A 22,358-nucleotide genomic window follows, 5' to 3' on the forward strand; every position below is an offset into this window, starting at 1 on the left:
CGCCGCGCGTTTAGCCAATCGCCCCAAGGAATCAAATTCTCCGGCAAGACAGTTTCGGAGACGTTCTAGCTCCAAGGTTGCACAAAGGGAATTCGCTTCCGCAAACGGCGCACCGGCCCGCCGCCAGTGCCTCGCGCTCTCGCGCGGGGCATGACGAAACGGGCCGGGCCTGAACTCCGCACGAGGCGGCGGGCAATGGATGCCGCCCCCGCAGGATCAGTCGTTAGCTGCGCTTCTCGATCGTCACCGGCTTGCCGATGTCCGGCTGCGCCTTGAGCGACTTCTTGGCTGACAGATGCTTGTGGTGATGGCGATGCGTCCGCACGGTCTTGTGCTCGTCGGGCGTAATCGCGGCATTGGCGTTCATCGCCTTCGCCTTGGTATCGACCTTGGCATCGACCTTCACGTCCGGCTTGGCACCCGACTTGGCGCCGGAAGTTTTGGCGTCGGAAGTCTTGGCGTCGGAGGTCTTGGCGTCAGCCTTGACGCCGGTGTCGGGTTTGGCGGCGGTGGTCGACACCTTGCTCTGGGCCTGGTCCGCCTTGATCACCGGTGCAGTTGTCGTGGTCTTGCCGGCTTCAGCGGCGAAGGCCGGGGCTGCGATGACGGAGGCTGCGAGCAAGGCTGCGGAAATGGTCTTCAACATGATTGTCTCCTCTTGGAAAGATCTTGAGGCGGCGCCCTCTCGCCTACTCTTCGATCATGGGGAGAGCCTAGATCGCCTGCGCTGAACCCGTTCTGAAGCGCGTAGCAGGCTTCCGTTCATCTGGATGACAAGTTTGTCATCTTGCCGGGCAAGGCCGGACGGCCTGGGACCGGGAATGTTTTTACCGGCCGGGTGTTCCGGTCTTTGGGCAATCGTGTAGGATCGCCACGTTCCATTCGGGAGAACTTAGATGCGCAAACTTTCAATGCTTCTGGTACCGGGACTTGTCTCGATGGCGCTGGCGGCCGGACCGGCGCTGACGAGCGCCTATGCCGCCGGTAGCGACGATCCTTCGCCGCCGCCGAAGTCGGATAGCTCGGCCAAGAAGGGGAAGAAGAAGAGCTCTTCCGTCAGCGATCCGAAATTCCTCGCGGCCTATCGCACCGCCTACACCACCATCTACGACAAGAACGACTATACGAGCGCCATCGGCCAGCTGAAGCAGCTCAAGCGCGACGACGTCGCCGATGTCGCCAACCTGATCGGCTACTCCTATCGCAAGCTCGGCGACTACCAGTCGTCGAAGGCCTATTACGAGATCGCACTGAAGGACGATCCGAACCACGTCCGCACCTGGCAGTATTATGGCCTCTGGCAGCTCGAGCAGGGCAACCGCGAACAGGCTCAGTATCACCTGAACAAGATCGCCTCGCTCGCCGGCACCGACAGCTCCGAGTATCGCTCGCTCGCTGCCGCGCTCGACAAGCCGACCGGCGCGACGCTCGTCTACTGAGACATCGCACCTCGCATCAAGCGAACGGGCACAACCTTCTAGGTTGTGCCCGTTCTACTTTCTCGGCTAGCCTTCGCGCACCCATCCCCCTCGCGAACTGGTGCGCAATGGACACGTGGCTGCGATCCGCGATCGACTACATCGGCTCCTGGATTGAATTCCAGCAGACGACCTTCCAACAGCCCGGCGTCATGGTCGCTTTCGTTCATCGCGGCGAGGTCGTCGCCGAGCATGCGTTCGGGCTTGCCAATCTCGACACCGGCGAAAAGCTCACTCCGCGTCATCGCTTCCGCATCGCCTCGCACTCGAAGAGCTTTACGTCGGCCGGAATCATGAAGCTGCGCGAGCAGCGCAAGCTCCGGCTCGACGATCCCGTCGGCCAATATGTGAGCGGCTTGCATCCGCGCGTCGCCGAGACGACGATTGCGCAGGTGCTTTCGCACAGCGCCGGACTGACGCGCGACGGCGCCGATTCCGGCCAGTTCATCGACAGCCGTCCCTATCTCAACGCCAAGGAGCTGCTGGCCGAGTTGCAGCTGCCGACCGCGATCGCATCAGGCACGCGCTTCAAATACTCCAATCACGGCTTCGGCCTGATGGGCCTCGTCATCGAGGCGGTGACCAAGGAGCCCTACTCTGCCTGGATCAAGCGCGAGATCATCGCGCCCGCAGGCCTTCGCGAAACCGAGCCGAATGCGCCACTTCCCAGGGGCGCGCCGTTTGCGCGCGGCCATACGCGAAAACTGCCGCTAGGCGTGCGCTGCGTGATCCCCGGCGACAATCCGGCCCACGCGATGGCATCGGCCGCCGGCTTCGTGGCCACCGCCGCCGACACCGCGCGTTTCTTTGCCCAGCTCGCCCCCAACGCCAGAAAGAGCGTGCTGTCGGTCGCGAGCCGCCGCGAGATGACGCGACACCATTGGCGCGTCCCGCAGACGTTCGAGGGCTATTACGGCCTTGGCGTCAAGGCCGGCAAGACCGACGGCTGGGACTGGTTCGGCCATGGCGGCGGCTTCCAGGGCTATATATCGCGGACCTGCTCCATTCCTGCGTGCGAACTTGCGATCAGCATCCTCAGCAACTCCATCGATGGCGCAGCACCCTTCTGGATGGACGGCGCGATGCAGATTCTGCGCGTCTTCAAGGCACGCGGCGCGCCGGACCGGCGCGTGCGTGACTGGACCGGCCGCTGGTGGACGATCTGGGGCGCGACCGATCTGGTGCCCGCCGGCAACCGCGTGCTCGTCGCCAATCCGCAGCTCAACAATCCGTTCATGGATGCCGCCGAGATCGAGGTCACCGGCCGCGATGCCGGCAGGCTCGCTTGGGCAGCCGGCTATTCCAGCCATGGCGAGCCGGTGCGTCGCGCCCGCGACAAGCGCGGGAGGATCAACGGCATCTGGCTTGCCGGAGCCAACATCAAGCCTGCGAGCGCCGTGGCACGCGAGATCGCGCAGAGATACAAGCCGCGAAAACGACGGTCTACTCCCTGATCAATCCCTGGACCTCACCGCGAAGCGCCTGCCGCGAGCCATCGCGTGAATAGAACATATGGCCGCCGGGATAGACGACGAACTTCACGCGCTGCGCCGCGAAAGCAGGCAACTGGTCGAGCGCCCGCATTGTTCCGAAATAGGGTGTGGCGAGATCGAACAGGCCATGCGCGACCAGCACGTTCAGCTTTGCATCCGTGGCGAGGATCTGACGCAGCTCTGACAGCGATTGCGGCGGGTTGATGCCGCCGCCGAAGTCCCAATTGCGCTCGACGGCACCGTTGAGGACTTCATACGAGCCGTCCGGCCGCCAATTGAGTTTTCGCGTGATCACATCGACCGCAGCGCTCGTCAGCGGCGCCTGAAGCGCATCGCCCGAGGGGTCACCGAAGCGTGAGCTGCTCGAATCCGGATAGGGATCGAAGCCACGCACGGAAGCGTCATAGCGACCGGTCACCATGCCGTCCTTGCGATCGAGCTCGCGGCGGAATTCGCTGACATCGAAGCGGCCGGCGAGCCTGCGGCTCACCGCCTGGTCGATGCCGGTCAACTCCGCGACCTTGTCAGCCAGACGATTGGTGGCCTCCTTGTCCGCCTCGCCCTTGACGAGATCGGCCAGGAATTCGCCGCGCGCGTAGGCCTCCACATCGGCAAGATCGGCGCGCTTGACTGGCCCCTTGGCTTCGCGCGCGACTGCGACATAGCTCGGCAAGGTCGCGACATATTGCAGGAGGCTGGTGCCTGTGAACTCGCGGAAATCCAGCAACGGCGACACCAGGATCAATCCCCTGACGCCCACGCCGTGCTGAAGCTGCAACTGTCGCACGACCTTCGGTCCACGAATGCCGCCGTAGCTTTCGCCCGCGACGTATTTCGGCGAGGTCAGCCGGTTGTGCTTCTCGAGCCAGCGGCGGATCACGAGCGCAATCGAATTGACGTCACCATCGACCGAGTAGAACCGCTTGCGCGCATCCTCGCCGCTCGCGATGAGACGGCTATAGCCGGTGCCGACGGGATCGACGAAGACGAGATCGGTGAAATCGAGCCAGGTCTCCGCGTTGGGCTTCACCTCGGGCGAAGCCGATGGCGACAGCCTCTCGCCGTCGAGCGGCAACCGCCACGGCCCGACCGCGCCGAACTGAAGCCATGCCGAGGAGGCACCGGGCCCGCCGTTGAACAGGAAGGTCACCGGACGCGTAGCGCGATCGGCCCCGTCGAGCTCGTAGGACGTGGTGGCGATGTCGGCGAGCGGCTCACCCTTGTCGTCGAACACACGGATCGAGCCGGCGGTCGCGGCGAAGTTGAGCGTTCGGCCCGGCAGATCGAGCGTCTGCTTCGTGGTGGAGTCACCGGGCAGACGATGCTGCTCGGCGGCCGATGGCGAGGCCTGCGCCGCATTGCTGCCGCGCCCGCCCTTCTGTCCCGCAGGTGCGGCCGTCTCGTTGCGCGGCTGCGGCGGATCGTCCGCACGCGCCGGGCCCCCGAGCGCGAAAGCAGACACCGCCAGGAGCAGGCCCACCCGGCGCAGCATCGGCAAGCTCATGACCATGATTGTTCTCCTCGCCCCGTTCGTCGGCCGTTAGCCGCAGTTGTGGCCGGCAATTGCGACGGTTTGGGGGATCGGAGGCCCAGGAAGGGCTTTTCGGCCCGATCCGCCCGGCTTTACCCCTTCCCGACCGGCGCGTTTGCCTTGCCGGGCGGTCATCCTCGACAATAGAGGCCCAGGTCGTATAGACGACCTCGGCGGAACTTTCTCAAGCCAGCGACACCTGCCTGGAAGCCATGACCAAGCCATCGCGATACGACCGGATCGCCTTCGTCGCCAGCCCGAGCAGCGAAGCGCAGGCCGCCTTCAGGCAGCTCACCCAAAGCTACGGCAATTGCGAGCCGAACGAAGCCGACGTCCTGGTGGCGCTCGGCGGCGACGGGTTGATGCTCCAGACCCTGCACCAGCACATGCACACGGGAAAGCCGATCTACGGCATGCACCGCGGCACGGTCGGCTTCCTCATGAACGAATATTCGACGGTCGATTTGCGCGCCCGCCTCGAGGCTGCGCATGAGTCCGAAATCAATCCGCTCTTGATGCGCGCGACCGACGTGAACGACCGCGTCCATCTGCACCACGCCATCAACGAGGTCTATCTGTTCCGCCAGACCTACCAGGCGGCGCGCCTGCGCATCCTGATCGACGAGCGCGAGCGCATGCCTGAGCTGATCGCCGACGGGATCATTGTGGCGACGCCCGCCGGCTCGACGGCCTATAATCTCTCCGCCCAGGGGCCGATCCTGCCGATCAACGCCGCCCTCCTGGCACTGACACCGATCAGCGCCTTCCGGCCGCGGCGGTGGCGTGGTGCCCTGCTGCCCAACACCGCCTATGTGGTGATCGAGGTGCTGGAGGACGACAAGCGCCCGGTCGCGGCCGTCGCCGACCATGAGGAGGTCCGCAGGGTCCGGCGCGTCGAGGTGCTGTCCGACAAGAGCATCTCGATGCGCATGCTGTTCGACCCCGGTCACAGCCTGGAAGAGCGCATTCTGCGCGAGCAGTTCGGCTACTGAACACCTGCCCGGCGCTCCGCCGGAGGCACCGTTCGCAACGCTTCGTTAACTCCCGGCGCGATATGGTTAACGAAGGTTGACCGCTTTGGCCTGGGCGTCATGTTCCGCATCGACTTCAACAAGCTGCGCTTTCTAGTCTGCGACGACAATCCGCACATGCGCCGCATCCTGCGGACGCTGCTGCATTCGTTCGGCGCGCGCGAGGTCTATGAGGCCGAAGACGGCGCGACGGCGCTCGAAATGTACAGCCATTACGTGCCCGACATCGTCATCACCGACTGGGCGATGCCGATCTTCGACGGGCTCGAGCTCGCACAAATGATCCGGCAGCCGGAATCCAAGGGCAACCCCTACGCGCCGATCATCATGCTGACCGGGCATTCCGAGAAGCGCCGCGTCACCGTCGCGCGCGATGCCGGCGTCACCGAATTCCTGGCCAAGCCGATTTCGGCCAAGGGTCTCTACCAGCGGATTCTCAACGTGGTCGCCAGTCCCCGGCCCTTCATCAAGACCAAAACCTATTTCGGCCCCGACCGGCGCCGCAACACCAACTCCGCCTATATGGGCCCGGAGCGCCGCGTCGGCGAAAAGCACGAGGTGCTCCAGCAGCCCTCGCTGCTCGACAAGGCCCGCTCCTCCATCTAGCGCAACGTCCCTCACGACGAGGCAGGCATCATGGCGAAGAACAGCGCAAAGGACATCGAGGTCAAGGCTTTCGCCACGCATCACGTCATCACGCAGCCCAATCCGCTGCGCAAGGTGCTGCGTCGTGTCGAAGAGAAGGACATGGACGATCCGATTGGCCGCGCCGAGCAGGCGCTGGCGGGGCTCGCCAACGAGTTCAAGGCCTGGATGACGATCGAGGTCAACCGGCTGTCGGCCGCCTACGTCGCCATCCGCAACGAGGGCTTCACCAAAGAGCGGCGCGACGAGTTGTTCCACGCCGCGCACGACATCAAGGGCGACGCTGCCACATTCGGTTTTCCGGCTGCAGCGGGCGTTGCCGAGAGCCTGTGCCGCATCATCGAGCACGCGCCGGATCTCGAGAAGGTGCCGGCCGAGCTGTTCACGCACCACATCAACGCGATCCTCGCCATCGTGCAGGAGAACACCAAGCTCGACAGCATCAGTGTCTCCGCCGAGCTCAGCCGCCGTCTGCGCAAGGTCGCCGACGATTATCTCGCCGACGTCAACCGCGACCGCCCCGAACATCTTGAAGTGATCCTGGCGCCGAGCATCGCGCCAGCGGAATAGGTTCGGCTCTCTCCCCACATCATTGCGATCGCAATGACGGAGTTTGAGGCCAACGCCATCGATACGATTGGTATCGTAGGCTGCGCGCCTTTGCCCGCCCTACGGCGTCTCGCTACGCCGCGATCAGATCGTCGTACACCGGATCGATCGTGTCCTCAGCGACGAGTTCGTCGCAGAACAATCGCGCCTCTTCGCGCGCAGACTCGGTGGCAAAGCGACGCAGCAGGACCATGAGCGGCTCGGTGGCGCCCCGATCGGTCTCGCAATGGGTGAGCACACGCTCGACCATGCGGCGCCGCAGCCGGGCCGCGGTATCGTCGGTGTCGACAAAGCCTTGCTCGTGGCAGGCATCGAGCGCAACCTGGAAGGCGGCGAACGTCGTCTCGGGCAACCCGGCGCGGCGCAGCAGCGCATGCAGGCTGTTGCCGCCGCGGTCGTGCAGCAGCGCTGAGACGCGCGCGAGCGGCAGGTCGGCCAATTCGGCGAGCGCCGCATCGAACAGGTCGAGGTTGCTCGAGAGCAGCGCGCGCAGGATCAGGCCGGCAGTGAGCTGGCCGGTGATACGCAGATGCTTCACCAGGCCCTGCATATCGTCGCCGCGCGAGCGTGCCGCGATGTTCATGGTGGAGCGGTCACGCGCCTCCGTCGTCATGCGCTCGGCGCGATCGGCGCTCAACCAGTTCCGTGCTACGACGAATTGCGCCAACGTCTCGGAGAGCTTTGCCACCAGCGCGGCGCGTGTCGCCGCCGGAATGTCGTCCAGCACCAGCATCGCCTCGCGGATCGCGGCGAGATGGCCATGACGCTCGACGATTCGATTCCAGGAGAATGGTGCGAGCTCGGCATGGGGATTTTCGATCAGCTCAAGTGCGGCGGCCGCGCAGCCGACTTCGGCGATGGCGGCGCAGACCGAGACCGGCAGCGCGATGCGGCGGGAGACCGCGCATTGGACCTCGTCATTACCGGTCGCAACGATATCGACGAGATCAGCATCGACCAGCAGCGGCGAATGTTCGAGCACGGGGAGCGCCACGGTCGGCTGGTCCGCCGACAACGCCCGCACGATCGATGCCGGCGCATCGGCGCTGCGCGCAAAAGCCTCGGCCATGGCCTGGCGCACCAGCGGCGATGGATCGTCGAGCAACATCAGCAGCGCGCCTTCGGCGGCGAGGCGATCGTCATGGGAAAGGTCTGAGATCAGCCAGGCCCGGGCCAACGCCCGCGTTGCCTCCGCGCGCTCACCGGCTGGCGCGGTCCTGATCCAATTGATGAACTGCCGAACAATCATGGTGCTTCCGGCTTACGCAACGAAAAAACGAAACGGTGACGGCTTGTCACCTGCAACACAAAATAAACCACGACGCTTAACAAAGCGTTCACCATAACTGGCTGGTTTTGTTGATGATTTATTAAGAGCTGGAAGCCGCCCCGCAGCGGGCTAGCTCGAGAACGTGCCGCTGCGATCGCTGAAGAGATCGAGCGGCTGCGGCGGGCGCACATCAGGCGTCGCCGAGGCAACGGATGTCAGCGAGGCGTTGCTGCCCCACAATTTCTGCACCGTCGTCGAAACCGGCTGCGTGGCATCACCAGGCTGATAGATCGAACGAAACGCAGGTGTCGTCGGCGTGCTGTCAGCCACCGTCGTCGGCGATATCGCGCTCACCGGCGTCACCGAACGCGAATCCGGAAAGGTCTGGAGATAGGCGGCACCATTGACCATCGGCGCGACGGGTTGCACGCCGTTGGCGCTGGCGACCTGCGTGGTCGACGGTGTGTCGCCATACATCGCCATCGCACTGCGCGTGGACCTCGCGTTCGCGGCGCCGGCATAGCGCGCGTTCAGCACCGAATAGACTTCGGAGACGCTGCGCGCACGACCGTCCTTGGCGTAGAAGATCGAGCGGTTGGCGGAGGCCGCATTGGGAAACAGCCGCGCGCCGACGGCTTGCGGATTGTCCTCGGCATTAGCGATCAGCTTTGCAGCTCCACCGACGCCCATGAAATGCGCCATGTAGAGCTCGCTGTCGGACGGCCTGCGGCCGAGCAGACCTGTGAGCTTGAAGCTGTTCGACTGCGTCAGGGCCGCCGCCATGCTGGATGCGGCCTCCGGATCGTCGCGCAGCTTCATGATCGAGCGCTTCATGAAGGGATCGTCGACGGTGTAGGTGCCTGAGGATGTCCTAGTGATCGCGTCGGCGTAGTTGCCGTAGCCGAGCTGGGTGCCCGCCTCCTTCACCGTGCCGAGCCAGGTCTGGTCGATGAACTGATAGAGGCCGTGGGCGGACGACGTGGTCGCACCGGCCGACGGATCGAAATCCGATTCCATCTTGGCGGTGGTCAGCATGTATTCAAAGCTGACGCCGGTCTGGCTCGAGGCCTGCTTGATCGCACCGGCAACGCGCGGCGCGCCCGTTGCGGCCGTCTGCGAGGCACTGGAATTATCGACCGACATGATGGCGTGACCGGCCTGCGCGGCGTTTAAGCGGCGCCGGCAATTCGGACACCTGATCGTCTCACCGTGGGACAGTTATGGTTAATGCGGGGTTAATTTAGCTCTCGCGGTCATTCCGGGGCGCGCGAAGCGCGAGCCCGGAATCACGAACGTCATTTCCTATAAACCGCGTTCGGATCGAACAGCCTGTCCGCATCGACGAAGACGAGCTTCGCACCCTCCCCCTCCACCTCGACCTTGCGATAGAAGCAGGATCGGCGACCGGTGTGGCAAGCCGCGCCGATCTGCTCAACGCGGAGCCAGACTGCATCCTGGTCGCAATCAGTGCGGATCTCGACCACGCGCTGGGTCTGACCTGACGTCTCGCCTTTTCGCCACAAGGCGTTGCGCGAGCGGCTGAAATACCAGGCTTCGCCGGTCGCGATGGTCTTGCGCAACGCTTCGTCATTCATGTGCGCGACCATCAGCACGTCACCGGTAGCGACGTCGGTCGCCACGCAGGTCACGAGGCCGGCGGCATCGAACTTGGGGAGGAAGGCGAGGCCTTCCTCGATCTCGTGGGAATGAGCGGACACGACAAAATCTCGCCAGTTACTCGCGAGGTCAGCGCGTCAGGCCTCGCACCATGGACAGGAAGCGGGCCTGCTCCGCCGGATTGTCGCGGAACATGCCGGTGTAGCGGCTGGTGAAGGTCGAGGCGCCGTGCTTGGCCACACCACGCACCGACATGCAGGTGTGCTCGGCCTCGATCAGGACGGCCACCCCGCGGGGCTTCAGGATCTCGTCGATCGCGGCCGCAATCTGCGCCGTCAGATGCTCCTGCGTCTGGAGCCGGCGGGCGAAGATGTCGGTCAGGCGTGCGAGCTTCGACAGGCCGACGACGCGCTCCACCGGCGTATAGGCAATGTGTGCCTTGCCGTAGAACGGCATCATGTGGTGCTCGCATTGCGAGGTGAACTCGATGTCACGCACCAGCACGAAGTCGTCATAGCCGGCGGTCTCGCCGAAGGTGCGGTCGAGCACCTCGGCCGGACACTGGTGGTAGCCCTGATAGAGCTCATCGAAAGCCTCGACCACGCGGCGCGGCGTGTCGAGCAGGCCCTCGCGCCCGGTGTTCTCGCCGATATAGGCGAGCAGCGTCTTCACTGCAGCTTCCGCCTCGGCGCGCGCCGGGCGCGGCTGGTCGGCGCGGACGGCGGCCGCGAGGAATTCGGCAGGATCAAGCTCTGCCGGGCGGCTCTCGGGCTGCCGGTCGGAAGGCTTGCTCGGGCGGATGGATTTGATGGTGGCGTCCATGTCTACTCCGTTCGACGGCCTCAACGGCCGGAGTGTCACCGGCAGACGGGGCGGACAAGCCGCCGGACGCCTGAAGAGAACAAATTATGACGAAAAATGCCCTTGGGTCATCACCTCGGCAGCGCAGATCCGGATCCCCACCGACGCCCCCGCCGGACTGTTTTTCCGCCAGTTCCGACCCTATATAGGACCCTGGACGGCGCCCGCCAAGGCCGATTGGGTAGGTAAGTGTTGGACTCCATCACATGCTGAACGACATCTATAACAAGCGGATCATCGAGCTCGCCGGCAATATTCCGCGTCTCGGGCGGTTGTCGGCTCCCGATGCCTCCGCCACCGCCCATTCCAAGCTGTGCGGCTCGACCGTGAAGATCGACCTCAAGATGGAGGGCAATACCGTTACCGACTTCGCCCATGACGTGAAGGCCTGTGCGCTGGGACAGGCCTCCTCATCCATCATGGCAAGTCACGTCGTCGGCTCGACTGCGAGCGAACTCCGTGAGTTACGCGAAACCGTTCGCAAGATGCTGAAGGAGAATGGGGCCCCTCCTCAAGGTAAATGGGAAGAGATCAAGTTCCTCGAGCCGGTCCGCGACTACAAGGCGCGCCACGCCTCGACGCTCCTGACCTTCGATGCCGTGGTCGACGCGATCGGCCAGATCGAGGCCAAGGCGAAACAGCCGGCCCCTGCGCAAGACTGAAGCGAGATTAGAGGTCTTACTTCTGTGGCGCCGCAGCTGGCGCCACCGCGCCGCCGGTCGGGACCACGGCTTCCGCCGTCTTGGTGGACTTGGCCGCCTGCGGCTCCGGTTCCTCGCCAAACCTGGCCTGCGTCTTCGGCGCAAGCTCCGCCACTGCGGGCGCCGTGATGTCCACATGCGGGAGCACGTCGGCAACGAGATTGGTTGTCACGAGATTGGTCAGCTTCAGTTCGGCTGCGTCGAGCTCGTGCAGATCTTCCCAAGGCGGCACGCTGAGCGCGAGCGACAGCAGGTCCCCTGCCCCGCCCATGTCAAAGGTGTATTTGGCGAGCCGGCCAATGTCGCGTTCCACGATCATCAGATCCTGTGCACTGTAGCTTGCCGCCTTGGCGTCGTCTGCGCGGTCTCCCATCCAGATCTGATGCACGCGGACATGAGCGGCTTCGGGCACGTAGCGTTTCTTGCCGGCCAGCAGCAGGAACACGCACATGGATTCGCAATAGGCTTCTGAAGCGACCGCCGGACGGGCGCCCTGCCTGTTGGTCTGCTGCGTGATGCCGACGGTAGTCAGAAGGCCGAGATTGCGGAAGCGCCGGCCGAGCGTGATCGCGTCGTTGACGGAACCACCGCTGGAATCGAGTACGACGGTGGCACCGCCGAGCTGGCGCCCGCGGGCGAAGTCGTCAAAGTCCTTCGGTGTATCGGCGGTGATGATGCCGACCGCGCTGACCCAACCGCGGCAATTGGGCTCGCAGGCAACCCAGCCAAACTTCATCGGCAGCTTGCGTTCTTCGAGTGAGGCGCCGGCTCGGGCCGGCGAACCGACCGTCGCGACGGCGCCCGCCAACATGACACCACAGGCAGCGGTTCCCACCAACAACCAGCCGCGAAGGTTGAGCGACTTCAGAAGTTTCAAACTGGTTCCTTCCCCAAGCCCTAAAAGCAGTCAGGCAAGCCCCGTTTCGACGTTCCAACGAGTCTACACATTGACGTCATAAAAATGGTATCCGGGGGAATACAGATCGTCCATAGGTACTTGCTGCACTGCTCCCTGAAAGCAGGTAAAATATGGCGCGCCCGCAACAGCTCGCTGTTCCCTGCATTGGAACTGACCATCACTGCGCACAGGACGTCGGCACAGCGCACATGAAGCACACAACCTGCGAGCACTGTTCCACTCCCGTTGTCGAGGCGTTACGGCTGCCGCGCAGATTCGGCCGCGCGCTGATCTGGCTGTATCGACATACGCTGTCGCCGCTGGTCGGTTACAATTGCCGACACTTGCCGACATGTTCCGTCTATGGCGACGAGGCGATCGAGCGTTTCGGACTCTGGGCCGGCGGCTGGATGACACTCGCACGCTTGTTGCGCTGCAATCCCTTTGGCACCTCGGGCATCGACAACGTACCTCTCACCGCGCCGCAAGGTGCGCGCTGGTACTTGCCATGGCGATACGCGCGCTGGCGCGGCGTCAACGCTTCCTAAGCGTGCTGCGGTGCTTTGCGCATCGCTGCCCCGAGCGGAACCGGAACTCTGCCCTCGCGTTGTTGTGATGCTCCCACGGGAGGAAACAACAATGCGCTGGAAAATCAGCCCTCATTTTCACTTCAGGCCCGGTTCGCATCTTAGGTTTAATCCCAGGGATCACGATCCCCGAACGATCGACATGCTCGCGATCATCGCCCTGCTCGTCTTCGTCGTCGGCTCCGGGTGGTATCTGGCGACCAGTCTTGCAACGCCGCCAAGCACGACGGCGTTCATCGTGCCGAGCCAGAGCGTGCACTGGTAGTTAGCGGAACCAGAAGAAGCGTCCGGGGGGCGGCGGAATCGGCTCGGGCGGACGCGGTCGCTTCGGGCGCGTCGGTTTCGGCGGCAGTTCGGCCGACGATGTCGTGTCTGCGGCGGGAGCGATCTCGCCTCCGGGAATCTTCACCGACAGCAGCAGATTCGACTCATGCATCCGCCAGCGGTAGCCGACGCCAAAATCGATTGGTTGGGCGCGGGTGAACAATTCAGCGTAGCGCTCCTGGTAGCGGCCAGGGAATTCGTTGATCGGTCCGAGATAGCGACCAAACGGGAAGAAGCGCCATTGCCGCGGATTGTAATTGGCAAGCGGAATGCCGGAATCGTCCTGGATAATGGTCGTGCTGTTGGCGAGCAGCCAGTCGCGGGCAACGGTGAAGTTGCCTGCGTGCAATAGATACGACGCGCTCTTGAGCAAGCTGTTGCCTGGCCCGAGCGTCTCGCAGAATTTCAGGAAGCCCGCCGCGCGTGCGCCGGAATTGGAGAGATCGGTCGAGAAATAATACAGCGTACGCGCCTCGCCGTCGGCACTTGCGAACGTGATGCGGACGCCGCGCGTGGCGTTCAGCCCTGGATTATCATTGCCAACGTGCATTCCGCCCTTGTTGTCGAGCGCGACCATCTCGACGTTGCGAATGGTTTTGCCGGAACGCGCCAGGAACACGTAGAGGATGGGCAAGGTGCCATTGACCTGGTTGACGTGCAGGTCGACCTTCATCTGCTTGGTGATGAAGAAGGAAAAGCTCAGGATCGAGCCGAGCGAACGCTCGACATTGTAGAGCGCGGCGTCGACCGAGACGCGTGACAGCTTGGACAGGTCGGGCACCGCACCAACCGGCTCCAGCGCACCCAGCACGTAAGTGCTGGCCTTGGAATAGAACGCGTTGGCGTAGAGGAAATCCGGGCCGCTGAACAAATAGAACATGGTCGGCCTGGGCGCGGCGAGATTGACGTCAGACCAGTCCCGGATCTTCGACAATTGGCGCTGCTCGAGTTGCGCGAAGGCGCCGTCGAAGAATTTTGCGTGATGCTGCCAGGATGGATCCCTGGTCAGCGGCGCCAGCGGTGACTCCGCCGAAGGCTGCATGCCCGCGAGGAAGCGCGCAGTGTCGTCGAAAGTGACCTCGGCCGCCCGCGCGGACGAGATGACCGCAGCCATAAGGGCAAAAGCGACGGCCGCAAGTCTCATGACTCGAAACATGTCTATTCGCGATTGTGTGACGTGGCAGCGGCGACCGGCCGCCTGCGGAAAACAGCATAAATCAGCAGGCCCGAGAGCATGACGAGCATGCCCGACAGCGACTGCACGGGCCGCTCGGTCAAGAGGTAGTACATCATGAAGGCGGTCACGAGCAGGAAGATGAGCGGCGTGAACGGGTATCCCCAGGCACGATAGGGTCGTGGCAGGTCGGGATCGGTGATGCGCAGCTTGATCACGCCGGCAACCGTGAAGAACGAGCAGAACAGCAGCGCGAACTGGATGAAGTCGAGCACCGCCTCGAAGCTGCGGGTGAACAGCAACAGATTGGCGACCGCGAGTTGAAACAGGATGGCGTAGGCCGGCGCGCCGCTCACCGATTTCTTCGAGAACACGCGCAGCGCCGGGATATCCTCCCCCATCGTCATCATCACACGAGGGCCAATCCACATCATCGCGCTGATCGAGGAGATCAGGCCGACGCAGATCATCGCGCCGACGATGCGACCGCCGAGATTGCCGAAGATGGCGCTGCCGGCCACACTTGCAACGTCGAGCTGGCCGGCCAGAGATCTGATTGGCGTCGAATAGAGGAACACCGCGTTGAGCGCGACGTACAGCACCAGCACGATCAGCGTGCCCGCAAGCAGCGCACGCGGCAGATCCCGCTGCGGCATGTTCATCTCGCCGATGATGTATGTCGCGGCGTTCCAGCCTGAGAACGAATACATCACGAACACGAGCCCGATCGCGAAGGGCGCGCTGACGATATGGGCGAGATCCCCCGGCTGCGGCGTGAAGGCGATCGGCTGCGGCGTGCCGATGACGAATCCGGCGACGAGGAAAGCGACGATCAGCACGACCTTGAGGATGGTCGAGATCAGCTGGAAGGTCGAGGAGTGCCTGACGCCGGTCAATTGCACGATCGAGACCAGCCACACCACGCCGATCGCGAGCGGAATCGGCGGCAGATCGGGCACGACGGACTTGGCATATTCGCCGAAGGCCATGGCGGCGAGCGCCACGGGCGCTGCGAAGCCGACCGTCGCGGAGACCCAACCGGCGAGAAAGCCGAAGGCCGGATGATAGGCGCGACCGAGGAAATTGTACTCCCCGCTCGAGCGCGGAAACATCGCGCCCAGTTCGCTGTAGGAGAACACGCCGCACAGCGCGACGATGCCGCCGACCGTCCACAGCGCGAGGATTGAAAAGCCCGAGGGGATGTCCTTGACCTGGAAGCCAAGACTGGTGAAGACGCCGACCCCGATCATGTCGGCAACGACAATGGCAATTGCAACCAGAACGGAAACCCCGGAGCCGCCTCCGATCAGCCGCCCGGTCCAGGGCGTGGTTCCCGCATCTGATGCCGTCATCTGGGTCCTTAGCCTCAGGCGTCGCGCCTCATGGGAGGCATCGTGCAGATTGGTCCAGTCAATTCAAGCAGGGTTAACAAGGGTTAAATGAGGCGGTTGAAATCGGTAATTAGTCACCTTTCTCGCCCGCTTTCGTACAATAAACCCGTAATCGGCCCCGGAAATACGCGCGCCGCTCCCACAATCGCGACACGATTGCGTGGTCTTTTTTGACCGTTCCGGATGTGGGGAAAGTTTCTCCGGACGCTTAACGTCACCTAAACGCCAGTCGGCTCAATTGGCTTGGACGTAGCCGCTGGACGTGGTTCATGGCTTGGGGTCATGGGTGGATGGTCGGGGCCGTTCCGAAATTGAAAGCAGACATGCGTGCTGACCGGACCAAGGCGTCCGGGGCGCGCGGTCGTGCGCTTCGGATCGCCCTGATCTCCGCCTTTGTGCCGCTATCACTGGCGCTGGTTCAATGCGGCCAGGCGCCCAATCCGACAGCGCTCGCCACGAATTCGCAGGCCAACGCCCAGGTCATTGCGAAGACCAATCCGCAAGTCTTCAATCAGCAAGTCGCAAGCGGCGATACCTTCGAAGATCGCTTCCCTGCCCCGCAGTTCAAAGAGCGCTTTCCGTCGGCGAGCGAGAGCTTCCTGCAACGGCAGATGTCGGACTTCTCGCCCAAGCGCGCCGTACAGCAACAGCCTCAGCCGGCGCAGGCGCCGTACAAGGTGGCTTCGCTGGAGCCGCAGATCCCCTATCAGCGTCCGCCACGTGAAGACCTGACGACCCTCGTCAGCATGAAATCCTCGGCCTTCCCCTATTTCGGCAACAACCCCGCCTCCGACGCGCCATTCCTCAACATCTCCAAGGGCGACCGCCGCGGACATCGCAGCTACTCGGGACGCGTGTTCTGGCAGGACGAGACCTACAACGACAGCCGCGTGCTGGTGCACGTCCCTGAGCATTTCGACGTGCGCAAGCCTGGGGTGATCGTGGTGTTCTTCCACGGCAATGGCGCGACGCTTGAGCGCGACGTGCGCGACCGCCAGTTGGTGCCGCAACAGATTACCGCTTCAGGCGCCAACGCGGTACTGCTTGCCCCGCAGATGGCCGTCGATGCCGCCGATTCCAGCGCCGGAAAGTTCTGGCAGGCGGGCGGTCTCAAGCGCTTCATGGATGAATCGGCGAGCCACCTCGCCCGTCTCACCGGCGATCCCAACAGCGCGCGCGCCTTCGCCAGCATGCCGATCGTGATCGTCGGCTATAGCGGCGGCTTCCTGCCGACCGCCTGGAGCCTCGAGGTCGGCGGCATCAGCGATCGCGTCCGCGGCGTCGTGCTACTCGATGCGGTCTACGGCGAGATGGACAAGTTCGCGTCCTGGATCGAGAGCCATCGCTCGGGCTTTTTCGTCAGCTCCTATACCCACTACACCGCGCGGCGCGACCGCGAATTGATGAGCATGCTGCGGCAAAAGGGTATCGGCGTATCCGAGGACATGGACGGCCCATTGCGTCCCGGCAGCGTCGTATTCGTCGAAACCGGCGACGGCATCACCCACCGCGACTACGTCAATCGCGCATGGACGCAGTACCCGCTCAAGGACGTACTGGTGAAGATGTCGGCAACGCCGGCGCTCGCCCTGACGCGCGTCGCAGCCACCAGCCCGTCGGTATCGAGCCGTTAATCCAAATATTGCGCACGCCGGTATTTCGACGCACTGCGTGCAACTCTCCCGGGCTGTGATCAAAATGTGATGTTGATGGACGACATCCCCGGGGGGCTCCGGATTGCTTCCGTTGGCCACGGCCATATTTTGCCGGCCACATTGCACTTGAACCAGTGCGCCTCTTCTGCAGGGACAGGTCGTGCGTCAGGGACTGTATAAGGTCGATTTCCACACGGTTCACGGAACCGGATGCGGCGTCGTCTATGTGACGGATGGCAAGATGCGCGGCGGCAATTCAGCCTTCGCGTTCATCGGCACCTACACGGGCGAAGGCGAAAGCATCAAGGTCAAAATCTCGACCGAACGCTACAACGACGACCCCGCGTTCAAGGCGCTGTTCGGCGTCGACCGGATCACGCTGACGCTCGCCGGCCGCGAGGATGGCGACACGGCTGAATTCGAAGGCAACGCGCTGCAAGTGCCGGGCGTTGCCTTCAGAGCAGTGCTGAGCCGGATCACCGACTAGGCGCCCAGCCCCCCAGACTCTCAGCTCTTCGGCAGCTTCGGAATGCTCTCGGCAAAGCCGTTGAAGCACGCCAGCCGTTCGTCCTCTTCCTTGAGGAAGCGGCAATCGGCGACACCCTTGGCCTTGGGCGGCTTGGGCTTCGGCGTCGGCGGAATCACGGCGTCGTAGCAGTTGAGACGGTCCTTGGTACCGTCGTCGGTATCGAGGCAAGCCTGGAGCCGCACTGCGATCGACTGCGGCTTGCCCTTCGGCGCCGCGGCGGCCGGCTTCGCAGCTGCCTCCTTCGCGCCTTTGGGCTTGACCTGCACCAGCGGCTTGTCCCCCACCATCGGTGGCTTGTCGGCTTGCGCAAACGCGGAGGCTGAATAGAGCACCGCGGCAACCGCCAAAATCATCCTCATTTCAGTCAACTCTCTTTGGTCCCCATGACCGGCCTTCTAGCGCTCTCCCGCGCGGTTTGCCAAGCGCCTTGCGCACCGGAAACATCGGCTTTCAGCGGGAGCCGACAGCAGCAGGCCGGGGCCGGCTCACAACGACCAGGACCAGCGCAAGAAAGACGAAGCCGATCGCCACAAAGCCTGTGCTATGCAGCAATTCGCGGGCAAACAGCAGTCCACCGACGGCGGAGCCGATGGCCTGGCCGATGTAGAGAACCGACGTATTGAGCGCGACGGTTGCGGGCGCAAGCGGCGGCGCGGCCGAGACCAGCCGCACCTGCTGCATGGAATTGGTCGATGCAAAGCCCAGTCCCCAGACCGCGACCCCCGTCGCCATCAACACAAGGTTGCCCGCGCTCAGCGCCCATCCCGCAATGCCCGCCAGTAACAGGCACGTGAACAGCAACGACGTCCGGTACGGCCCCCATGTGTCGACGATGCGGCTCGCCACCGCAACGCCAAGGAAGCCGCACACTCCGTAAGTGGCGAACACCAAGCCGATCGCATCCGGGCCCGCGTCGGTCAGCTTCTTGAGCAGCGGGCCCATGAAAGTGAACACCGTGAACTGGCCCGACATCTGCAGCGTCGTGATCGCCAGCAAGAGCAGGATGGTCCTGCTGCGGCCGACCTCGCTCCAGGTCTTCAGATCGACCGGCGTGCCCTTCAAGCCGGCTGGCAAACGCACCAGCAGCAACAGGAAGCTGACACAGCCGAGCGCGCCGATCTCGCCATAGGCCGCGCGCCAGCCGTAGCGGCTGGCGATGAAGGTGATCAGCGGGAGGCCGACGGCTGCAGCGAGCGACCAGCCCAGGAAGATATAAGCAATCGTGCTGCCGCGCCGCTCCGCCGGCACGATCAGCGCCGCCGTGCCCGCCGCCTGCGGCGTGTAGAGCGCGCCGACGGCGAGCATCACCAGGCGGACGATAAGGAGGGTCGAATAGTCTGGTGCGAATGCCGAAGCGAGATTGCCAACAGCGAGCACCGCGAGCGTGATCGTGAGCAATATCCGCCGTTCGATGCGGCTGGTTAGCCACGCCGTCAGCGGCGAGCCGATGCACAGCGTGATCGCGCCGAAGGTGATCAGGAGCCCGGCCGCGCGGATGCTGATGCCGAGCCCTGCCGACAATTCCGGCAGCATCCCCGCCGGCGCCAGCACCGAGCAACCGGTGACGAGATTGCCAAGCATCAGGGAAGTTGGCGCAAAACGGCCGGCGCGGGGATTTTCCATGCAGTTGCATGTAGAGCAGACCCGCGGCCAGTTAAAGGCCATGTCCCGAAATAGTTGGAGCACCGCCCCGGCTTTTGCGCGCCACTTTCTTGGAATTGCCGGATTGCGCAGGCCGAATCGCCTGATATATCGCTCGTTCCCGCTTACCTGCGCTCGTTCGCAGGAGTGAGCCTCAGGAGAAAAGCAATGTCCGACCAGCCCAAATCCGAATCCGGCTTTCAATACAGCCTCAGCAATCTGAAGCCCGTGACCCCCGCCGCCAAAGTCACCCTCACCTTCCCCGACGGCGCCCAACGCCAGTTCGACCAGAGCATCACCGGCCTCGATATCGCCAAAGGCATCTCGCCCTCGCTGGCCAAGCGCACCGTGGCGATGGCGCTCGACGGCGTGCTCACCGATCTCAACGATCCCATCGAGGCTGACGCCAAGCTCAGGCTGATCACGCGCGACGAGCCGGAGGCGCTCGAACTGATCCGCCACGACTGCGCCCACGTGCTGGCGGAAGCCGTGCAGTCGCTGTGGCCGGGCACGCAAGTCACCATCGGCCCGGTGATCGAGAACGGGTTCTATTACGACTTCTTCCGCAACGAGCCGTTCACGCCTGAGGATTTCGCGGCCATCGAGAAAAAGATGCGCGAGATCATCGCGCGCGACAAGCCTTTCACGAAAGAGGTTTGGGATCGCGAGAAAACCAAGCAGGTGTTCCGCGACAAGGGCGAGGCCTTCAAGGTCGAGCTGGTCGACGCCATTCCCGGCAACGAGCCGATCAAGATCTACTACCAGGGCGACTGGTTCGACCTGTGCCGCGGCCCGCACATGACTTCCACCGGCAAGGTCGGCAACGCCTTCAAGCTGATGAAGGTGGCCGGCGCCTACTGGCGTGGCGATTCCAACAATCCGATGCTGACGCGCATCTACGGCACGGCCTTCGCCAAGCAGGAGGATCTCGATCTCTATCTCAAGCAGATCGAGGAAGCCGAGAAGCGCGACCATCGCAAGCTCGGACGCGAGCTCGATCTCTTCCATTTCCAGGAGGAGGGTCCGGGCGTCGTGTTCTGGCATCCGAAGGGCTGGACCATCTTCCAGCAGCTGATCGCCTATATGCGCCGCCGCCTGACCGGCGACTACAGCGAGGTCAACGCGCCGCAGATCCTGGACAAGGTGCTGTGGGAGACCTCTGGCCACTGGGGCTGGTACCGCGAGAACATGTTCGCGGCTCAGTCCGCCGGCGACGAGGCCGAGGACAAGCGCTGGTTCGCGCTGAAGCCGATGAACTGCCCCGGTCACGTCCAGATCTTCAAGCACGGTCTGAAGAGCTACCGCGACCTGCCGCTCCGCCTCGCCGAATTTGGCGTGGTGCATCGCTATGAGCCGTCCGGCGCCATGCACGGCCTGATGCGCGTGCGCGGCTTCACCCAGGACGACGCGCACATCTTCTGCACCGAGGACCAGCTCGCCGAAGAGTGCCTGAAGATCAACGACCTCATCCTGTCGACCTACGCCGATTTCGGCTTCACCGGCGATCTCACCGTGAAGCTGTCGACGCGGCCGGAGAAACGCGTCGGCACCGATGCGATGTGGGATCACGCCGAGCGCGTGATGGCGACGGTTCTGCGCGAGATCCAGTCGCAGAACAATCACATCAAGACGGAGATCAATCCCGGCGAAGGCGCCTTCTATGGGCCGAAGTTCGAATATGTGCTGCGCGATGCCATCGGCCGCGACTGGCAGTGCGGCACCACGCAGGTCGATTTCAACCTGCCGGAACGGTTCGGTGCGTTCTACATCGACCATGACGGCGGCAAGAAACCGCCGGTGATGGTGCATCGCGCGATCTGCGGCTCGATGGAGCGCTATATCGGCATCCTGATCGAGCACTATGCCGGCAACTTCCCGCTCTGGCTCTCGCCGGTGCAGGCGGTGGTCACGACCATCACCTCGGAAGGCGACGAATACGCCAAGGTCGTGCTGGAGCAGGCGCGGCGCGCGGGCCTGCGGGTCGAGATCGACCTGCGCAACGAAAAGATCAACTACAAGGTCCGCGAGCACTCGCTGGCCAAGATCCCGGCGCTGCTCGTGGTCGGCAAGAAAGAGGCCGAGACGCATTCGGTCTCCATCCGCCGGCTCGGCAGCGACGGCCAGAAGGTGATGACGACCGAGGAGGCGATCGCCGCCCTGGTCGACGAGGCGACCCCGCCGGATGTCCGGCGGATGCGCGGCGCGGTCTGATCTCTGAAATCGATCTAAATTCGCTTCCGGTTGCGGGCGTGCGTGCCTATCTCGGCATGGCACGCCCGACGACCAGCCGAAGAGGACATCGCAGTGCCCGACGCCATCGAACTCCTGAAAACCCGCCGCTCGGTCAAGCCGCGCGAGATGACCGGCCCAGGCCCCTCGCCGGCCGAGCTCGAGACCATTCTCACCATCGGCGCGCGCGTGCCCGATCACGGCAAGCTCGCGCCCTGGCGCTTCATCATTTTCGAGGGCGATGCCCGCCAGCGTGCCGGCGAGGTCATCGCCAAGGTCTTCGCCCGCAAGAATCCCGGTGCGCCCGCGGCTGATATCGAGACCGAGCGCAAGCGTCTCACCGATGCGCCGCTGGTGATCGGCATCGTCAGCTTCACCAAGCCGCACCCCAAGGTGCCGGCGTGGGAGCAGGAATTGTCGGCCGGCGCCAGCGCCATGAACATCGTCACGGCCGCGACCGCGCTCGGCTATGGCGCGGCCTGGCTGACGGGCTGGTTCGCCTTCGACCGCGACGTGCTGGACGGTCTCGGCCTCAAGGCCGACGAAAAGCTCGCCGGGCTCATCCATATCGGCAAGCCGACCAAGCCGAGCGAGGACCGTCCGCGGCCGGTCCTTTCCGAAATCGTGACGCGGTTTTAATCGATGTCTTGTTGACGCTCCTGACGTCTTGCGGCTTTGTTCCCGGCAAGGGAGG

At 63.8% G+C, this 22,358-nt stretch carries 23 protein-coding genes; 12 read left to right on the top strand and 11 right to left on the bottom strand.

Going from position 1 to position 22,358, the window contains the following annotated elements; all coding sequences use genetic code 11:
- Positions 1-223: 223 nt before the first annotated feature.
- Positions 224-646 carry a His-rich protein BRANT gene (locus tag JQ587_RS09700; RefSeq protein WP_212425158.1) on the bottom strand — a complete coding sequence of 141 codons (423 nt, stop codon included), beginning with the start codon at positions 644-646 and terminating at the stop codon, positions 224-226.
- 250 nt (positions 647-896) lie between these two features.
- Here JQ587_RS09700 and JQ587_RS09705 point away from each other — a divergent pair, with 250 nt between their 5' ends.
- Positions 897-1,439 carry a tetratricopeptide repeat protein gene (locus JQ587_RS09705; RefSeq protein WP_212301659.1) on the top strand — a complete coding sequence of 181 codons (543 nt, stop codon included), beginning with the start codon at positions 897-899 and terminating at the stop codon, positions 1,437-1,439.
- 107 nt (positions 1,440-1,546) lie between these two features.
- Positions 1,547-2,932, top strand: a complete 1,386-nt coding sequence (locus JQ587_RS09710) for a serine hydrolase domain-containing protein (protein ID WP_212425159.1) — start codon at positions 1,547-1,549, stop codon at positions 2,930-2,932.
- On the opposite strand, the gene JQ587_RS09715 is transcribed toward JQ587_RS09710, so the two are convergent.
- Positions 2,922-4,481 (bottom strand): S10 family peptidase, encoded by a 1,560-nt coding sequence (locus tag JQ587_RS09715; RefSeq protein ID WP_212425160.1) that lies wholly within the window; start codon positions 4,479-4,481, stop codon positions 2,922-2,924. The two genes, JQ587_RS09710 and JQ587_RS09715, sit on opposite strands and share 11 nt — an antisense overlap.
- 233 nt (positions 4,482-4,714) lie before the next feature.
- On the opposite strand from JQ587_RS09715, the gene JQ587_RS09720 reads away from it, so the two are divergent.
- The 3 genes from JQ587_RS09720 to JQ587_RS09730 all read left to right on the top strand — a co-directional run bounded on the left by JQ587_RS09720 (position 4,715) and on the right by JQ587_RS09730 (position 6,748).
- The gene (locus JQ587_RS09720; protein WP_212425161.1) at positions 4,715-5,494 is read left to right on the top strand and encodes an NAD kinase; all 780 of its coding nucleotides are present in this window, start codon (positions 4,715-4,717) and stop codon (positions 5,492-5,494) included.
- 99 nt (positions 5,495-5,593) lie between these two features.
- A complete protein-coding gene (locus JQ587_RS09725) occupies positions 5,594-6,139 on the top strand; it encodes a response regulator (RefSeq protein WP_008133731.1) in 546 nt (181 codons plus the stop codon).
- Positions 6,140-6,169: 30 nt separating this feature from the next.
- Positions 6,170-6,748, top strand: coding sequence for an Hpt domain-containing protein (locus JQ587_RS09730; protein WP_212425162.1), 579 nt, complete (start codon positions 6,170-6,172; stop codon positions 6,746-6,748).
- A gap of 112 nt (positions 6,749-6,860) precedes the next feature.
- Here the strand turns inward: JQ587_RS09730 and JQ587_RS09735 are convergent, their stop codons facing one another.
- The 4 genes from JQ587_RS09735 to folE all read right to left on the bottom strand — a co-directional run bounded on the left by JQ587_RS09735 (position 6,861) and on the right by folE (position 10,496).
- Positions 6,861-8,036: a DUF2336 domain-containing protein gene (locus tag JQ587_RS09735; RefSeq protein ID WP_212301664.1), complete on the bottom strand. Its 1,176-nt coding sequence runs from the start codon at positions 8,034-8,036 to the stop codon at positions 6,861-6,863.
- 150 nt (positions 8,037-8,186) lie between these two features.
- Complete coding sequence (locus tag JQ587_RS09740; RefSeq protein ID WP_212425163.1) at positions 8,187-9,200, bottom strand: lytic transglycosylase domain-containing protein; 1,014 nt, start codon at positions 9,198-9,200, stop codon at positions 8,187-8,189.
- 152 nt (positions 9,201-9,352) lie between these two features.
- Positions 9,353-9,775, bottom strand: coding sequence for a phosphoribosyl-AMP cyclohydrolase (gene hisI, locus JQ587_RS09745; protein ID WP_212301666.1), 423 nt, complete (start codon positions 9,773-9,775; stop codon positions 9,353-9,355).
- 28 nt (positions 9,776-9,803) lie between these two features.
- On the bottom strand, positions 9,804-10,496 hold the full coding sequence (folE, locus tag JQ587_RS09750; RefSeq protein ID WP_212301667.1) for a GTP cyclohydrolase I FolE: 693 nt from the start codon (positions 10,494-10,496) through the stop codon (positions 9,804-9,806).
- Between the two features lie 245 nt (positions 10,497-10,741).
- On the opposite strand from folE, the gene JQ587_RS09755 reads away from it, so the two are divergent.
- On the top strand, positions 10,742-11,197 hold the full coding sequence (locus JQ587_RS09755; protein WP_212301668.1) for an iron-sulfur cluster assembly scaffold protein: 456 nt from the start codon (positions 10,742-10,744) through the stop codon (positions 11,195-11,197).
- Between the two features lie 16 nt (positions 11,198-11,213).
- Here the strand turns inward: JQ587_RS09755 and JQ587_RS09760 are convergent, their stop codons facing one another.
- Positions 11,214-12,113 (bottom strand): COG3904 family protein, encoded by a 900-nt coding sequence (locus tag JQ587_RS09760; RefSeq protein WP_212425164.1) that lies wholly within the window; start codon positions 12,111-12,113, stop codon positions 11,214-11,216.
- A gap of 230 nt (positions 12,114-12,343) precedes the next feature.
- On the opposite strand from JQ587_RS09760, the gene yidD reads away from it, so the two are divergent.
- The gene (gene yidD, locus JQ587_RS09765) at positions 12,344-12,682 is read left to right on the top strand and encodes a membrane protein insertion efficiency factor YidD (RefSeq protein WP_212301670.1); all 339 of its coding nucleotides are present in this window, start codon (positions 12,344-12,346) and stop codon (positions 12,680-12,682) included.
- A 91-nt stretch (positions 12,683-12,773) separates the two neighbouring features.
- Positions 12,774-12,986, top strand: a complete 213-nt coding sequence (locus JQ587_RS09770) for a hypothetical protein (RefSeq protein ID WP_212301671.1) — start codon at positions 12,774-12,776, stop codon at positions 12,984-12,986.
- Here JQ587_RS09770 and JQ587_RS09775 read toward each other — a convergent pair whose 3' ends face one another.
- Together JQ587_RS09775 and JQ587_RS09780 are read right to left on the bottom strand one after the other, a co-directional pair.
- Positions 12,987-14,201 (bottom strand): hypothetical protein, encoded by a 1,215-nt coding sequence (locus JQ587_RS09775; RefSeq protein ID WP_212425165.1) that lies wholly within the window; start codon positions 14,199-14,201, stop codon positions 12,987-12,989.
- Positions 14,202-14,203: 2 nt separating this feature from the next.
- A complete protein-coding gene (locus JQ587_RS09780) occupies positions 14,204-15,571 on the bottom strand; it encodes an APC family permease (protein ID WP_212301675.1) in 1,368 nt (455 codons plus the stop codon).
- 362 nt (positions 15,572-15,933) lie between these two features.
- Between JQ587_RS09780 and JQ587_RS09785 the strand changes: the two genes are divergently transcribed.
- On the top strand, positions 15,934-17,244 hold the full coding sequence (locus JQ587_RS09785; protein ID WP_212425166.1) for an alpha/beta hydrolase: 1,311 nt from the start codon (positions 15,934-15,936) through the stop codon (positions 17,242-17,244).
- 181 nt (positions 17,245-17,425) lie between these two features.
- Positions 17,426-17,752 carry a GrlR family regulatory protein gene (locus JQ587_RS09790; RefSeq protein WP_212425167.1) on the top strand — a complete coding sequence of 109 codons (327 nt, stop codon included), beginning with the start codon at positions 17,426-17,428 and terminating at the stop codon, positions 17,750-17,752.
- Between the two features lie 20 nt (positions 17,753-17,772).
- Here JQ587_RS09790 and JQ587_RS09795 read toward each other — a convergent pair whose 3' ends face one another.
- Together JQ587_RS09795 and JQ587_RS09800 are read right to left on the bottom strand one after the other, a co-directional pair.
- A complete protein-coding gene (locus JQ587_RS09795) occupies positions 17,773-18,153 on the bottom strand; it encodes a hypothetical protein (RefSeq protein ID WP_212301677.1) in 381 nt (126 codons plus the stop codon).
- 91 nt (positions 18,154-18,244) lie between these two features.
- Complete coding sequence (locus JQ587_RS09800) at positions 18,245-19,417, bottom strand: MFS transporter (RefSeq protein WP_212425168.1); 1,173 nt, start codon at positions 19,415-19,417, stop codon at positions 18,245-18,247.
- Positions 19,418-19,603: 186 nt separating this feature from the next.
- Between JQ587_RS09800 and thrS the strand changes: the two genes are divergently transcribed.
- Complete coding sequence (gene thrS / locus JQ587_RS09805; RefSeq protein ID WP_212301680.1) at positions 19,604-21,646, top strand: threonine--tRNA ligase; 2,043 nt, start codon at positions 19,604-19,606, stop codon at positions 21,644-21,646.
- A gap of 93 nt (positions 21,647-21,739) precedes the next feature.
- Complete coding sequence (locus JQ587_RS09810; protein WP_212301682.1) at positions 21,740-22,303, top strand: nitroreductase family protein; 564 nt, start codon at positions 21,740-21,742, stop codon at positions 22,301-22,303.
- Positions 22,304-22,358 lie beyond the last annotated feature (55 nt).

Origin of the sequence: Bradyrhizobium manausense (assembly GCF_018130615.1) — a bacterium.
GTDB classification, from domain to species: domain Bacteria; phylum Pseudomonadota; class Alphaproteobacteria; order Rhizobiales; family Xanthobacteraceae; genus Bradyrhizobium; species Bradyrhizobium manausense_A.